Raw genomic sequence first — 14637 nt, 5'->3', positions numbered from 1 at the left:
AAGTCCACTCCTTTTCTAAAAAATGAAAATGTATTGTTAGTATACCATAACAAGCGATTTGGATAATAGATAATACGGAATTCGAATTATTATTATTGGCTATAGGGCTTGTTAGTATATAATAGAGGATGTATGAAAACAGGGAGGTAGTCAAATGAAAGCATCATTTATTGAACCTGAATTTAATAATCTAAAAAGTGAAGTACTATTAGTTGGGGTTCCAGATCACCCCGAAAATGTTGAAGGATGGGATACCCTTGCAAATTCTTTCAGCCCACGTCTGATGGATTGGATTAAGTCAGGGGATATCAAGTCGGATTTCAAAACAATCGTGAAAATGCCTGCACTCAACGAAGGTACATATGAGCGAGCATTTTTCATCGGTTTAGGAAACACTAAAAAATTGACTGAAGACCGTCTGCGCCAAGTCTTCGCTGCGGTAGGGAAAGAACTGAAAGCTTCAAAAGTATCTTCTGTAAGCATTTGGACAGCACCATTTACAAATGAAGACCTATCTTGCGATGATGTCGTCTTCGCTGCGGCAGAAGGTATCGGTATGGGATCTTATAAATTCGAAGGATTCCGTACAGATTCAAACGAGCGAGATGTTGCATTAGAGTCGGTGGCATTCTTATCAAAAGCCGAAGAAGAAGAATTGAAGGCAGCGTTCGAAGTAGGAAGTGTCTACTCGAATGCAGTGAATGAAGCCCGTAATCTCGTCAATATGCCACCGAATATGCTGACAGCAACTAAAATGGCTGACTACGCAAAAGAACTTGCCGAGAAATACGATTTTGAAATTGAAGTATTAGGTAAAAAAGAGATGGAAGAGTTAGGAATGGGTGCCATTCTTGCTGTCAATAAAGGTTCCGTTGAAGAGCCTCGGTTGATTGTATTGAAATACGCTGGTACTGATCAGTGGGAAGACGTTGTCGGTTTAGTCGGAAAGGGTGTCACATACGACACTGGCGGCTATTCACTGAAACCGCGTGAGGGTATGGTTGGTATGAAAGGCGACATGGGTGGCGCTGCAGCAGTGCTAGGCGCAATGAACATTATCGGTGAGCTACGTCCAGCGAAAAATGTCGTCGCTGTTATTGGCGCGACAGACAATATGGTGTCGGGTGAAGCTTTCAAACCGGATGATGTGATTACATCGCTTAGCGGAAAAACGATTGAAGTGTTGAACACGGATGCTGAAGGACGACTCGTTCTTGCCGATGCTGTAACGTATGCGAAGCAATCCGGAGCAAACTATCTAATTGATGTTGCAACGCTTACGGGTGGTGTTATCGTCGCTTTAGGTAATGATAAGACAGGAGCATTGACGAATAATGAGGAATTCTTTGAAGAGTTCATGCAAGCTTCAATGGAAACTGGAGAATTCGTTTGGAGACTTCCTTTGACAGAAAGTGATAAAAAACGTATCCGAAAAAGTGATGTAGCTGATCTTAACAATTCACCGGGCCGTGATGGGCATATGATTTTCGGTGGAGGATTTGTTGGGGAATTTGCTGAAGACACACCGTGGATCCACCTCGATATCGCGGGAACTTCTGATGCATCTGCAGCTCATGATCTTGGTCCGAAAGGTGCTACGGGTGTAATGGTTCGTACACTTGCGACAATCGTTGAACGAATGGCGGATAATGAAGGTTTAAGCGAATAATAGGCATTCATCCCCCGACACTTCGCCCGTCTTGAATAGGATAGGTGAGAAAGGGGGATAAAGATGTCACGACAAAGAGGGTTTGGACGACATGTTGGCTTTTTTGGTCCAGGATTTGGTTTTGGTTTTGGTGCACCATTTTTAGGGGGGTTAGTTGGAGGTTTCCTTGGAGGTGCGCTTTCCCCGTCTTATGGATATAACCAGCCGTTTTATCCAAATTCTTATCCATTTGGTTATGGTGGCGGTTACGGTTACCCTCCGTATTACGGCTATCCTCCATACGGATTTCCGTATTAAAAAAACACACCCGGCAATCCTAAATGGAAAATGCCGGGTGTGTTTTTTATGTTAATCTTTCAATCGTTGCAAGTTCTTCTTCTTTGCTTCTTCGACAGCTTCCTTCAAATCATTATCGACAGTCTCATCAGTAGGTTTGACACCCGACATATACGCAGCGCGTCCCATTAAATGGCCGCCGACCGGTGATGTGATAAATAAAAATAGAATCCCTAATAGAAGCTGGATACTGAAATGCCCTTCCTTCAACCAAAAGTGCAAGAAAACACCAAGCAATATGCTTAGAACACCGAGTGTAGCACTTTTAGAAGCTGCATGTGCTCGTGTATACACATCCGGTAAACGGAGAATGCCAATCATTGTAACGATTGTGAAAATGATACCGACAACGATTGTTGTGACGATGAGAATATTAGCGATTACGATCACGTTCAATGATCTCTCCTCTCTCGATGAACTTGGAGAATGATACAGTACCGATAAATGACATGACTGCAATCAGCAAAATAACATCGATGAAAAAGGTTGTTTCAAAAAGAATTGAAAGTAGCGCAATTGCTGAAATGAGCATGACGCCGATCCCGTCAAGCGCGATAAGTCGGTCAGGTATCGAAGGACCACGGAATACACGATACATGATTCCGACCATTGATAAGACTACGAGGATCAGACTGACCCATATGAAAGTCATCATGCGCGGCTCACCTCCAAAATTGCTTTTTCAAATGAATTTTTAATTGAATCGATGGCTTCATCAACATCTTCTACATCGATCGCGTGAATATAAAGAATCCGCTGATCGTTAGATACGTGAAGCACGATTGTTCCCGGTGTCAATGTGATTAAGCTTGATAATAACGTTATTTCCCATTCATGCTCCAATTCTGTCGGCAATGCGAATATCATGGGACGGAGGTTCAATTTCGGACGTAGGACAAGGAGTAGTACCGAAATATTAGAAAGCAATAACTCTTTCAAGAAAAGAAGAGCCAGCTTAACCGCCGACCATAGCCGCCAGACATAGAGCCTTGAGTTGAAGAAACGACGTGTAATGATGATTAAAATCAAACCTATCAAATACCCGATGATAAACGTAGTCGCGGTCAATGAGGAGTTCATGAACATCCAAATGACGGCGATGAAAAAGTTCAATAAAATTTGAAATGCCATTGAGCTCACTCCTTTAAGACCGCATCAATATAGATGGATGGGTTTAATAATACGTCTGTAGCGTCTGTCATGTAAGGGACAAGCCATTCTGTGCCTACCCCATAGAAGATTGACAGGACGACTAATACGATTGCAGGAACCATCATTCGTGCATAAGACTTTTGATTGGTTCGAGGCAACTCCACAGGCTTTCCCCAAAACGCATAGATGAAAATCCTCATGACAGATAGCAACACGATTAGGCTGGAAGCAAGAATGATGATACTGCCCCAAACGTTTCCTGCTTGGAATGCACCTTGTACAATTAAAAGTTTACCAATGAATCCACTCAGTGGGGGGATGCCGGCTAAACCAAATGCGGCAATCAAGTAAAACCACCCTAAAGAAGCATGCGTTTTCATCAATCCACCCATTTTACGCAAATTGGATGTGCCTGTTACATAAATGATGATTCCTATCAAAAGGAACAAAGCCCCTTTAATGAGCATGTCATGAATGAGGTAGTAAATGGCTCCGGAAATACCTGCTTCATTCATTTGGGCAGCTCCGTAAAGAATAACACCTACGGCAATCACTATGTTGTATATGATGATCTGTTTCAAGTCGAAATAGGCGAGTGCTCCGATGCACCCGACGATAACTGTAAGGATGGATAAAACCATCAGAATTTCATGGGTGAAGCCCGTGTTATGAGTGAAAAACAAAGTGTATGTCCGCATAATAGCATATACTCCGACTTTCGTAAGCAAAGCACCGAACAAGGCAAGCACGGGAATAGGGGGTGCTGCATAAGAACCCGGAAGCCAGAAATAAAGAGGGAAAATCGATCCCTTTATTCCAAAGACGATAAGCATAAGAACTGCAATGACGGTTACTATGCCCGGTTGCCCGATTTCCGTTATTTTCACCGAAATATCCGCCATGTTCAACGTTCCGACGACGGAGTATAGATAAGCGACTGTAATTACGAATAATGCAGAGGAAACGACGTTAACAAGTATGTACTTGATAGATTCGCGTAATTGCTTTTTCTCACCACCAAGGACGATAAGAAGGTATGAAGCAATGAGCAACACCTCGAAAAAGACAAACATATTAAAAATATCACCTGTTGTAAAAGCACCATTCACACCGGTCACCATGAATAGGATTCCTGGATAGTAGAAGAAGCGTTCCCGTTCCTTTCCAATCGATGTAAAGCTGTATAATACGACAAATAGTGTAATTAATAGGGTTGTCGTCACAAGTAACGCTGAAAGCATATCGGACACCATTGAAATACCGAATGGTGCAGGCCAGCTTCCGAGTGTAATAGCTTGGACACCCTCAGTCTTGACGGTTAACATCAGATAGAATGATGAGATCAATCCAAGAACGACACCGATTACCGTCAAAATTCGTTGAATCCCTACGTTTTCTTTGAAAAACAATAATAGAATCGCGAAAAGGAAAGGAATAATGATTGGGAATAATAGTAGGTTAATCATGTTCGTCATTTCCTTTCATATGATTCAGGTCACCAGTTTTAAGGACTGCATAAGCTCTATAAGCCACAACAAGAATGAAGGCCGTCACTCCAAAACTGATAACGATTGCCGTCAAGATGAGTGCTTGCGGTAATGGATCAGCAAAATCTGTAACTCCATCGGCTAATACTGGAGGGGAGACTCCACCGAGACCACCCATCGTTAGAATAAGAAGATGGGCACCATGGCTTAATAACCCGGTACCGATGACAATTTTCAAAAGACTTCTTGATAGGATCAAATAAACAGCAGCGGTAAACAGTACCCCGATTAAGATGGCCATTAACAATTCCATTACGAATCTCCTCCAATCGATTGGATGATTGTGATCGCTGATCCAACTACGACAAGAAAGACTCCAGCGTCAAACACCATCGCTGTATGCAAGGAGGTTTCACCGAATAAAGGAAGGGTGAAGTAATCAAATGCATGCGTGAAAAACGGGACATTGAAAAATATTGCCCCCGCCGCAGTTCCAAGGGCTAAAAGCAAGCCGATTCCAGTCATGATTGTAAAATTGAAAGGCAATGCTTTTTGTACCGTCTTCAAATCGAATGCAAGCAATAGGAGAACGATTGCCCCCGTCGTCAGCAAGCCCCCGACGAAGCCGCCGCCAGGAGTGTAATGACCTGCAAAAAAGATATGAATGGAGAACAAGAAGATGATGAAAAACACCACTTTAGTTGTCGTCTGTAAAATGACATCATTTGTTTTCATCTGGATTCTCCTTTCTTGCAAGTCGCAGTTTAATCATGCCTAAGACGCCGATCCCCGCAATTGCCAAAACAGCAATTTCAAATAATGTATCAAAACCACGGTAATCCACTAAAATAACGTTGACGATATTGCCCCCTCCAGCTTCAGTCGCGACAGTATCCTTATAATACTGTGATATCGAAGCAACGAGCTTATTGGAGTGGGAAGACAATGCGACCAATGTTACAGTGACACCAATTCCAAGAGCGATAATCGCGTTCACTACTTTATTGCTTTTCTTCTCACCGTGGTCTGAAAGCTTTGGCAAATGCTGAAACGCAAGAAGGAACAAAGCAACCGATACTGTTTCAATGACCAATTGTGTAAGTGCTAAATCAGGCGCTTTGAATATGACGAAGAACAGAGCGACCGAATAGCCTACAGCCCCAAGCGAAATGATTGCACCGAGCCTTGTTTTTGAAAGTAAAACGAAAACGACAGCGAGTAAAAGGATGATGGCGTTAACTACCCCATATGCACTGACCTTTGAAAAACTGTTCATGTCAACGACAAATGCATCTTGAATAAAAAGGACTGCTATTGTCGTAACGGATATAAACGCAAAAATATATAGAAAATACGTACGGATGAGGCCAGTCATATAGAACCGTGACAGTCGATTCATCCCTTTTTCGCTGAAGATCATTGATGCATCATATAGTGAATTCAATGATAAGTATTCAGGCTGGATAGCGTAAACCTTCTGCCATTTCGATAAAGATAAAAAGAGAAGTCCACCGATAATAATAATTCCAACCGTCATCCATAACTCGACCGAAGCAAAACCGTGCCAAGCGGAGACATGAATGCCCACTTCCGATGGATGGGAATATTGATAAGGCTGAATTGCCATAACAGCCGGTTTTACAAGCCATTTCCCAACAACATTCGGAATGAAGAAGATAGCGACAACGAGTGTAGCAAGAATCACAGGGGAGATAAGCATCCCAACCGGTGCTTCATGAGGCTCATGTGGAAGCGGTGCGTCTTTCCTCTTTCCAGCGAAGGTCTTAAATACAAAATAGAAACTGTAAATGAAAGTGAATACACTTGCAATCCACGCGATAACCGGGAAGATCACTCCCCAAGTCGCAAAATTGAAGAGTTCAAAATGGCGGATTGCCAACATGGATTGTAAGAACATTTCTTTACTTAGGAAACCGTTAAATGGTGGAAGACCCGCCATTGACATCGAGCCGATGAAAGCGACGGTAAAGCTTACTGGCATAATGCTCATCAACCCACCAAGCTTCCGGATATCCCTTGTCCCAGTTTCATGATCGACGATACCGGCAATCATGAAGAGACTACCTTTAAATGTCGCATGGTTGATCAAATGGAAGATTGCTGCAAACATCGCAAAGGTGAAGATGTCTTCATTCGTGTGCATTGTGATGGCCCCTGCACCTAACAGTGACATGATCAACCCTAATTGACTGACAGTGGAGAAGGCTAAAATAGCTTTTAAATCCGTCTGCTTGACAGCGAATATGGATCCCCAGAACAACGTAAGCAATCCAATGCCCGTCACAAGCCAAATCCAAACTTCAGAAGCAGCGAAAATCGGCGTGAAACGCGCTACAAGATAAAGTCCCGCTTTTACCATCGTGGCCGAGTGCAAGTAAGCGCTGACTGGTGTAGGCGCTTCCATCGCGTCCGGAAGCCAGATGTAGAACGGGAATTGTGCAGATTTCGTGAACGCTCCAAGTAAAACGAGGACAAGTGCTAGAGTGAAAAACTCATGTCCGACAAATGTGGATGAGCTTGCAATGAGCTCTCGGATGGAGAACGTTCCTCCCATAATGCCAAGAAGGATGAATCCCCCAAGCATCATCAACCCACCGAACACAGTTATCATCATCGATTTCAATGCGCCGAACCGTGAACCGTCACGAGTGAACCAATAACCAATAAGTAAAAATGATGAAATGGATGTCAATTCCCAAAATAGATAGAGCGAAATGACATTATCCGATTGAACAACACCTAACATCGCGCTCATGAACAGTAGAAGATAGACGTAAAAGTTCCCTAACTTCTCTTTGTTTTTATCGAGATAAAAGATGGAATACAGGACTACCAATGCCCCGATCCCTGTAATAAGCAACGAAAACAGTAAGCTTAATCCATCGATATAAGAAACAAAAGAGATGCCGAGGGAAGGAATCCATTGCACTTCGGAAACTGCATGTCCACCTTCCATTGTGGTTCTGATAAACGTTGTATAGTAAGCGAATAACAGAACAGGTACAAGAAGTACGAACCAACCAGTATGTATGCCTTTTATCCTTTTATAAAGTGTGGGGATAAATAAGGCCGCCAAGATCGGCAGGAAAATCAAAAATACAAATTCCAAGTAAATCCTCCTTCCAATAAAAGAATCATTATTCTACACATTGTTTAAAAGTATAACGTAAAATCACAGGGAATGCATAGGTAACAAACTAGTTTTGTTGCGAATTTGGTTTCACTTCCTATATTATAGGGAATGATAAAATATTTACATTCGGGGTGCCAAATGAGGAATCCATACCTGTTTGGGTATTTGCCATTTTTGACGATTACCCTTTTCAGTTTGACTTTCGGTGTCTTTATGGTTGGTACATCTATTAAACTTTTTGGGGAAATTGGACTTTATGCTGGGATGAGGGAGTTTTTAACCGATTCACAGCTAAGGTTATTTCTTCTTGTCATTTATTCGCTTGCTTTTTTTATGATTTTCTCGGCGTTGAAGTTAATTGCGGAGACGATTCATGAGACGGCAATGCTGTTTTTTTCAAAGGATGCAGTGGGGGAGTCGTATAGTGAAGCAAAAAGCGGTAATTTAATTTATTTTTTTGGTGCGCTCGCTTCGGTGGCAGGAGTTCAATCGATTCAGGTGCTTTTGATCATCTTTCTTTTGACGACATTTGTTTATTTTGTATATATGGTTTTTAAACTTAGTAAATTCATGACCCTCTCGCGTACGGTAGGTTTGTTGTTTTTTGAGATAATTGTGTGGGGGACTTTATTGTCAGTTATTATTTATATCCTTTTAAAATTATATAATGGGATTCTTGCGAGTTTGCCTGTTATGTAGAAAAGCCGCTCAAATAGAACGGCCTTTGATTACTCTCTCATTAACTCATTAAATGCCTTCAAATGGATTTTTTGGTTGCTTAGGCGTTGGATGGAGGCTGGTTTGTCGTAGCCAATCCATACGGCTGTTGTGTAGTGGTCGTTCATGCCTGCGACCCATAAATCCTTATAGTGGTCGGTTGTTCCAGTTTTGGCACCTGTGTAGTTGCTTCTGTAGGTGATGCCTTGACCTGTTCCGTTTAAAACAACATCCTCCAATAGGTTACGGATTGTGGAAACGGTTGAGGGTGACCAGACTTTCTCTGCTTTATTCTCCCATGTATAAAGAGTGTTTCCATCGCGATCTACAACCCTTCTTATGGCATGGGGCTTTTCGTATGTCCCATCGATGAAACTTGTATAGGCGGAAGCAAGCTCAAGTGGAGTCACGCCTCTTTGAAAACCGCCAAGTGCTGCTGGATATGTGTGGTCTGCCTCGTTCACATGGTTAAATTCAATTGGTTTTAAATAGGCGAAGGCATTTTCGATCCCGACTGTACTGAACACCCTGACAGCTGCTGTGTTATGGCTGTAACGGAATGCTTCTTTTACCGTTGTCATACCATATCTGAAGCCCCCAATATTTTTCGGACAATAGGAAGCGATGCAAAGGTTACTGCTATCAATTTGTGTGTGTTCGTTGTAAGGTCCACTTTCAAGAAATGGTGCATAGACGAGCAATGGTTTTATCGCGGAACCTGGTTGACGCACCGCTTGGAATGCTCGGTTGAAATCGGCCTTCTGGTATCCTTTCCCTCCATATATACTTACAATTTCTCTTGTTTCATTATCGATCACAACCGCTCCCGCTTGTATTCCCTTCGTTGTCAGAAGGGAAGAAAGCGAAATTTCATTATGCTTTTGTTTTTGTGAATCAAGAGCCGTTTCAATACGGACTCCTTTCGCAACAACTTCTGCGGTACGCTTTTTTAAAGCATTCATCTGCACTTGTTTTTCTTCGAGGCTCTCCGCAAGTTCAATAGATTCCCAAAAACCTTCTGATCTGCCGACTAATTCCTCAAGTTCGTTAAGCACATAAGAGCTATACATTGAAAATCGATTTGGCTTTTCCTTCAAATCAAGCGTAATGGTCTCACTCTTACATAATTCCGCCTCTTTTTCTGTTATTGCACCGCTTTTAGCAAGCTGTGACAAAAGAAGCTCTTGCCGCTTTTTTGTTCTATCAAAATACACTATCGGGTTATATCGGGATGGATTGTTTGGAATCGCTGCGATGAATGCCATTTCTGCTTGACTCAATTCATCGAGGGGGCGATTGAAATAATAAGTGGCGGCGGCCCCGATTCCATAAACTTGATTGCCAAAGAACATTTCGTTTAAATACATTTCGAGAATTTCATCTTTCGTCGACTGTTTTTCCAATTCTGCTGCATAAAGTAATTCCTTGAATTTACGTTCATATGTTTTTTCAGTCGTCAGGAATCTGATCCTAATAAGTTGCTGTGTGATTGTTGAACCACCTTGTTGCAAGTCGTCATTAGCTGTATTCACCGCAAAAGCCCTTACAATTGCAGCCACGTCATAGCCTCTATGTTCAAAAAAGCCTTTATCTTCACTTTCCAAAAATAAATCTACTAAAAAGTCAGGTATCTGGTTCAACGCAAGTGGATATCTCCATTCGACATACTCTTCCGCAAAGACCAATCCATTCCGATCCGTTATCGATATCGGCATTTTTAAGGTGGGTTCAGTGAGTTCAATCGATTCATTTACTTTATCTTTCAAGTGATGTGATTTGTCCCATTCTTTTGCAATGGCTTGCTGAATGCCCAATAGTAGGGGAATCAGTACAATTATAAATAAGAAGCCAGTGAATTGTTTCATAAGATCCCCCCTATAAAAAAATATAGCACATTTCCGCTTGGGAAATGTGCTGATATTATAGATTCGTTTTCTTTGCCTCATCTGCGAGAAAATCCTCGAAGTCCTGGACTGGTTTTTTTATTGCATAGTATAGGAAACCAAAGCCTATTAAGAATAGCGCGCCTGTAAGGAAGAAGACGGACGATATTCCGATGTAACCACTAATAATCCCACCAAACATTGGTCCAATGATATTGCCAAGGAAACGGAAGCTTGTATTGTAACCCATTACTTCTCCTTGGATATCAATCGGGGCTTCACGTCTGACTAAAGCAGTGGTAATTGGGATCATCCCCCCAACTGCAATACCAAATAATAGCCGGCAAATCATCAGTTGCCAAATGGATGAGACAAACGCCTGTGGAATAATGAAGATGAAAGAGAGGAGGAGGAGTGCACCAAGCACTTTTTCATATCCAATTTCATCTCCCATCTTCCCCCACTTCCTTGCGAACAGGAGATTTCCAACACCCGCAGCACTAAATGTTAGTCCAGCAAGGAAGGCAACATCATTCGAATCCGTTAAACCAGCTACGTAAAGGGATAGAAGTGGCTGAATGCTAAAGTTCCCGATTTGGATCAATGCTGTCACAATCATGACGTTAAACATCAATCGGTGATGAAGAAGTCCGCTTAAAATCGCTTTACGGGAATATTGGATTACTCGCGTATTCTTTACTTTCTTTTGCTCTTTAATTCCAAATAGGACAATCAGCGCCGCTACGGCAACTGAAAATGATGTAATGATGAATGTATATTGAAAACCGAATGCATCCGCCATCAATCCGCCTAACACCGGACCGAATAACGTCCCTGTCACACTTCCCATTTGCAAAGTTCCTAACTTCTTGCCAGCTTCTTCTCTTGCTGTTTGTGAAGATACGAATGCAAGTGAAGTAGGGATGAAGCCTGTAACTACACCATTTAGGAGGCGTAAAAGAAAGAATGTTTCCACTGAATCGACAAATCCCATTAAGAATACGGACGTGGCAATCCCGAATCCATTAATAAGCAATATCGGCTTAAAGCCATATTTATCTGCAATTCGACCCCAAATCGGCGACATGATTAATGCCGTAATGAACGTTGCACCAAAAATGAGTCCGGCCCATTTTTGGACATAGGCATCGGAATGATCCCCGAATGTCTCTATGTATAAAGAGAGGAAAGGCATGATCATTGTCATCGTACCGGCAACTAAAAAGTTGGCAAGCCATATGATAATGAAATTTCGTTTTTGAATATTCATCTAAGAAACCTGCTTTCTTTTATATACCGTGATGCTGGCAATTGCTTGATCGCTTTAGAAGGATGTGATTCCTTGTATAATTTTCTATTATAGAACATTTCGAGTGACGAAGGAAGTGGTGTGCTTATCAATCGAAAAAAAAATATGGATATGGTAAACTGTTTCAGGGTGAATGAAAATGAAAAAGATCACACTTGCTTTGCTTACAATCTTCTCGGCTCTCATGCTCGTTGCTTGTAATCAAAGCGATAAAGGTCAAGAGGAGGACACAATTATGTATCCACAATTATCTAATGAAGTTGCTGCAAACGAAGCACTTGTCGTTATGAATACGACTATGGGTCCAATCAAGATTAAGCTATTCCCTGAAAAAGCACCAAAAACAGTTGAGAATTTCTTGACACACGCTGAAAACGGTTATTATGACGGAATCATTTTCCACCGTGTTATTAAAGATTTCATGATCCAAGGTGGAGACCCGACTGGAACAGGAATGGGCGGGGAAAGCATCTACGGAAATTCATTCGAAGATGAATTCACGATGGACCTTTTCAATCTAAGAGGAGCTTTATCAATGGCTAATGCTGGTCCAAATACGAACGGCAGCCAATTCTTTATCGTACAAGCTTCCAATCCACCTGCGTCAGCCGCTCAATTGACACAAGGCGGATGGCCAGAAGAAATTGCTGAAGCGTATGAAAAAAATGGTGGTACACCTCATCTTGACCAAAAACATACAGTATTCGGCCAAGTGATTGAAGGTATGGACGTAGTTGACAAAATTGCCAATGCGGAAACTCGCGGAGACAAGCCTGTTGAAGAAATTTCAATCGAATCAATCGAAATCATCCAGAAATAATTAGACCGGGAATAATTAGATAAGTAAGGAAGTGTACGTAAATGAACGTTATATTAATGCCGTTCCTTTACTTTCCAGAAGATAAATCCGAGTATATTCCAGCAGCAATTTCCTTTGTCTTTTTCATGATTCTTCTTGCATTCACATTTATGTGGATCAAACGGACCTCGAAAAAACAGGAAGCGGAGACACGCGAACTGGAAGAACGCATCCTTCGCGAACGTCGCGAAGCAAAAGAACAGCAACAAGATAATCTTTAATTCTTGAAGGCATGATCCGATGTGGATCATGTCTTTTTTAATTGTGCTTGGAAACTTTCGCGCTCAAGAAATCATTTCTCGCGCTCAAGAATGTGGTTTGGCGCTCAAGAAATCGTTTCTCGCGCTCAAGAAAGCGGTTTGGCGTTCAAGAAAGAGGTTCGGCGCTCAAGAAAGTTGTTCTAACGCTCAACGAAGTGCCGCTTGAGCTCGAAAGACGTCATTCAAACAAAAAAAGACGGAATCCACAGGGGATCCGTCTTCATGTATTATTGCATTGCCTTAATAAATCTTTCAACGCCTTCCTTAACGATAGCAAGCGGAGTAGCGACGTTCATGCGTAGGAATCCACGGCCTGCTTCACCATACTTCGTGCCTGGTTCAAGTGCCAGTCTTCCTTTATTCAACAGCCTGTCCATCATTTCTTCTTCAGAAAGCCCAGTCCCACGATAATCGATCCATAATAAGTAAGTGGAATGTGGCTTTTGAATAGAAATCCCCGGAACAGCCGCAGGTAATGTATCAATGACATAATCCATATTAGTAGAAATAATTTCAAGCAGGTTCTCAAGCCATGGCTCACACTCTGTGTATGCGGACACCAGGGAGGATGCAGCAAATGCATTCAATTCCATTTGTCCATGAGCAAATGCATTTTGTTGCAATGCATTTCTTAACTCTTCTTCCTTCGTGATCATAATCGCAGCTTGTACACCCGCCAAGTTGAACGTTTTAGTCGGTGCTACACAAGTGATGACTTTGCCGCCTTCTTCTTCAGCAAGCTTTGCAAGCGGAATATGGTTAAATCCAGGAAGAACGATATCGGCATGGATTTCATCAGAAAGGATCAATACGTCATATTGTTTACATAGGCGAAGAATTGTACGCAACTCTTCCTCAGTCCAAATGACACCCGCAGGATTATGCGGATTACATAAGATGAACACTTTTACATCTTGCTGCAAGCTCTTCTCGAATGCTTCAAAGTCGATTGAGTAATTTCCATTATCCTCTCTCAGCTGGCATTCAACGATATTCCGACTTTGATGACCTGGAACATTGAAGAATGGCGGATAGACCGGTGTAGTGATTAAAATATTGTCGCCTACTTTCGTAAACGTTTCAATCACAGTCGCAATTGCAGGTACTACTCCGTGATGGAAAAGCATCCAGTCATTTTCTGTTTCCCATCCATGGCGGGAAGATAGCCAGGATCGTACTGCATCTTTACATTTGCTGCATATGTACGAGTAACCAAAAACACCGTGATCCAACCGCTCTTGCATCGCTGCGATAACTGGTTCGGGTGCCTTGAAATCCATATCGGCAATCCACATAGGTAAAATATCTGAAGCATCTTCTACTCCATAAACAGCCTCCATATTTCCCCATTTTACGGATCGTGTTTGTTTGCGATCAATCACTTGTTCAAACTCTTTCATGAAAAAAACCCCTCATTTCCTTTTTTCTTTTACATTACTATGCTATCATAAACGAAACAACAGAAAAAAATAAGTATAAGGTGAATTGTCGTGCAAACAATTGAAATGAATAAAAAAGCAATCACACTACTTGAAGAATGGGATCCTTTCAATGCTGGCAGAAAAGCGTATGAGCTTGAGATAGCCAATGTCCTAGTGGAATTAGAAGTGCTTGATCATCCTACTGATCTTGCGAAACGAATCCGCGATATTTATGAACATTCCTACGCAATTTGGATTCCGATTGAGAAATGCATGCAAATATCATATAAATTATTAGCCGTAAAATACGAGGCGAAATACATCGTCTGAACAGTGCCGAATCTACGAACTTGTAGATTCGGTTTTTTTATCTGAAACATTTAAGAGGTA

General features: G+C 41.9%; 16 protein-coding genes. 6 read left to right on the top strand and 10 right to left on the bottom strand.

The annotated features are described in order from the left end of the window. Window positions 1–154: 154 nt before the first annotated feature. Window positions 155–1669, top strand: coding sequence for a leucyl aminopeptidase (locus ACFPZG_RS14745; protein WP_317940835.1), 1515 nt, complete (start codon window positions 155–157; stop codon window positions 1667–1669). 63 nt (window positions 1670–1732) lie between these two features. Then, a complete protein-coding gene (locus tag ACFPZG_RS14740; protein ID WP_317940836.1) occupies window positions 1733–1966 on the top strand; it encodes a hypothetical protein in 234 nt (77 codons plus the stop codon). 51 nt (window positions 1967–2017) lie between these two features. On the opposite strand, the gene mnhG is transcribed toward ACFPZG_RS14740, so the two are convergent. Genes mnhG through ACFPZG_RS14705 form a run of 7 tightly spaced genes read right to left on the bottom strand, consistent with a single transcriptional unit; the run spans window position 2018 to window position 7774 of the window. After that, window positions 2018–2395: a monovalent cation/H(+) antiporter subunit G gene (mnhG, locus tag ACFPZG_RS14735; RefSeq protein ID WP_317940852.1), complete on the bottom strand. Its 378-nt coding sequence runs from the start codon at window positions 2393–2395 to the stop codon at window positions 2018–2020. Further along, window positions 2379–2660, bottom strand: coding sequence for a Na(+)/H(+) antiporter subunit F1 (locus ACFPZG_RS14730; protein ID WP_283734454.1), 282 nt, complete (start codon window positions 2658–2660; stop codon window positions 2379–2381). The genes mnhG and ACFPZG_RS14730 overlap by 17 nt, the downstream gene beginning before the upstream one ends. Next, window positions 2657–3136, bottom strand: coding sequence for a Na+/H+ antiporter subunit E (locus ACFPZG_RS14725; RefSeq protein ID WP_317940837.1), 480 nt, complete (start codon window positions 3134–3136; stop codon window positions 2657–2659). The genes ACFPZG_RS14730 and ACFPZG_RS14725 overlap by 4 nt, the downstream gene beginning before the upstream one ends. 5 nt (window positions 3137–3141) lie before the next feature. Continuing rightward, the gene (locus ACFPZG_RS14720) at window positions 3142–4623 is read right to left on the bottom strand and encodes a Na+/H+ antiporter subunit D (RefSeq protein WP_317940838.1); all 1482 of its coding nucleotides are present in this window, start codon (window positions 4621–4623) and stop codon (window positions 3142–3144) included. Then, entirely contained in the window at window positions 4616–4957 is a 342-nt protein-coding gene (locus tag ACFPZG_RS14715) for a Na(+)/H(+) antiporter subunit C (RefSeq protein ID WP_283734455.1), read from the bottom strand. The genes ACFPZG_RS14720 and ACFPZG_RS14715 overlap by 8 nt, the downstream gene beginning before the upstream one ends. Next, window positions 4957–5379 (bottom strand): Na(+)/H(+) antiporter subunit B, encoded by a 423-nt coding sequence (locus ACFPZG_RS14710; protein ID WP_283734456.1) that lies wholly within the window; start codon window positions 5377–5379, stop codon window positions 4957–4959. The genes ACFPZG_RS14715 and ACFPZG_RS14710 overlap by 1 nt, the downstream gene beginning before the upstream one ends. Further along, window positions 5366–7774, bottom strand: coding sequence for a Na+/H+ antiporter subunit A (locus ACFPZG_RS14705; protein WP_317940839.1), 2409 nt, complete (start codon window positions 7772–7774; stop codon window positions 5366–5368). The genes ACFPZG_RS14710 and ACFPZG_RS14705 overlap by 14 nt, the downstream gene beginning before the upstream one ends. A gap of 162 nt (window positions 7775–7936) precedes the next feature. On the opposite strand from ACFPZG_RS14705, the gene ACFPZG_RS14700 reads away from it, so the two are divergent. Further along, entirely contained in the window at window positions 7937–8497 is a 561-nt protein-coding gene (locus tag ACFPZG_RS14700; protein ID WP_283734457.1) for a DUF5366 family protein, read from the top strand. Window positions 8498–8526: 29 nt separating this feature from the next. Here ACFPZG_RS14700 and ACFPZG_RS14695 read toward each other — a convergent pair whose 3' ends face one another. Then, on the bottom strand, window positions 8527–10380 hold the full coding sequence (locus tag ACFPZG_RS14695; RefSeq protein WP_317940840.1) for a transglycosylase domain-containing protein: 1854 nt from the start codon (window positions 10378–10380) through the stop codon (window positions 8527–8529). A gap of 55 nt (window positions 10381–10435) precedes the next feature. After that, a complete protein-coding gene (locus tag ACFPZG_RS14690; RefSeq protein ID WP_283734461.1) occupies window positions 10436–11668 on the bottom strand; it encodes an MFS transporter in 1233 nt (410 codons plus the stop codon). 274 nt (window positions 11669–11942) lie between these two features. Between ACFPZG_RS14690 and ACFPZG_RS14685 the strand changes: the two genes are divergently transcribed. Beyond that, complete coding sequence (locus tag ACFPZG_RS14685) at window positions 11943–12527, top strand: peptidylprolyl isomerase (RefSeq protein WP_283734609.1); 585 nt, start codon at window positions 11943–11945, stop codon at window positions 12525–12527. Window positions 12528–12568: 41 nt separating this feature from the next. Then, a complete protein-coding gene (locus tag ACFPZG_RS14680; protein ID WP_283734462.1) occupies window positions 12569–12787 on the top strand; it encodes a hypothetical protein in 219 nt (72 codons plus the stop codon). Between the two features lie 266 nt (window positions 12788–13053). Here the strand turns inward: ACFPZG_RS14680 and ACFPZG_RS14675 are convergent, their stop codons facing one another. Further along, window positions 13054–14226: a MalY/PatB family protein gene (locus ACFPZG_RS14675; protein ID WP_317940841.1), complete on the bottom strand. Its 1173-nt coding sequence runs from the start codon at window positions 14224–14226 to the stop codon at window positions 13054–13056. 90 nt (window positions 14227–14316) lie between these two features. Here ACFPZG_RS14675 and ACFPZG_RS14670 point away from each other — a divergent pair, with 90 nt between their 5' ends. Next, the gene (locus ACFPZG_RS14670) at window positions 14317–14577 is read left to right on the top strand and encodes a DUF1871 family protein (RefSeq protein ID WP_283734463.1); all 261 of its coding nucleotides are present in this window, start codon (window positions 14317–14319) and stop codon (window positions 14575–14577) included. Window positions 14578–14637 lie beyond the last annotated feature (60 nt).

The organism is Sporosarcina thermotolerans (assembly GCF_042658975.1).
Lineage (GTDB): Bacteria > Bacillota > Bacilli > Bacillales_A > Planococcaceae > Sporosarcina > Sporosarcina thermotolerans.
This window is presented reverse-complemented; position numbering and strand designations above follow the sequence as displayed.

Bases quoted from the DNA above. Each gene is read 5' to 3' on its own strand.
- ACFPZG_RS14680 (WP_283734462.1), top strand. From the start codon at position 12,569: ATGAACGTTATATTAATGCCGTTCCTTTACTTTCCAGAAGATAAATCC.
- ACFPZG_RS14725 (WP_317940837.1), bottom strand. From the start codon at position 3,136: ATGGCATTTCAAATTTTATTGAACTTTTTCATCGCCGTCATTTGGATG.
- ACFPZG_RS14700 (WP_283734457.1), top strand. From the start codon at position 7,937: ATGAGGAATCCATACCTGTTTGGGTATTTGCCATTTTTGACGATTACC.
- ACFPZG_RS14710 (WP_283734456.1), bottom strand. From the start codon at position 5,379: ATGAAAACAAATGATGTCATTTTACAGACGACAACTAAAGTGGTGTTT.
- ACFPZG_RS14715 (WP_283734455.1), bottom strand. From the start codon at position 4,957: ATGGAATTGTTAATGGCCATCTTAATCGGGGTACTGTTTACCGCTGCT.
- ACFPZG_RS14695 (WP_317940840.1), bottom strand. From the start codon at position 10,380: ATGAAACAATTCACTGGCTTCTTATTTATAATTGTACTGATTCCCCTA.
- ACFPZG_RS14685 (WP_283734609.1), top strand. From the start codon at position 11,943: ATGTATCCACAATTATCTAATGAAGTTGCTGCAAACGAAGCACTTGTC.
- ACFPZG_RS14745 (WP_317940835.1), top strand. From the start codon at position 155: ATGAAAGCATCATTTATTGAACCTGAATTTAATAATCTAAAAAGTGAA.
- ACFPZG_RS14740 (WP_317940836.1), top strand. From the start codon at position 1,733: ATGTCACGACAAAGAGGGTTTGGACGACATGTTGGCTTTTTTGGTCCA.
- ACFPZG_RS14675 (WP_317940841.1), bottom strand. From the start codon at position 14,226: ATGAAAGAGTTTGAACAAGTGATTGATCGCAAACAAACACGATCCGTA.
- ACFPZG_RS14690 (WP_283734461.1), bottom strand. From the start codon at position 11,668: ATGAATATTCAAAAACGAAATTTCATTATCATATGGCTTGCCAACTTT.
- ACFPZG_RS14720 (WP_317940838.1), bottom strand. From the start codon at position 4,623: ATGATTAACCTACTATTATTCCCAATCATTATTCCTTTCCTTTTCGCG.
- ACFPZG_RS14730 (WP_283734454.1), bottom strand. From the start codon at position 2,660: ATGATGACTTTCATATGGGTCAGTCTGATCCTCGTAGTCTTATCAATG.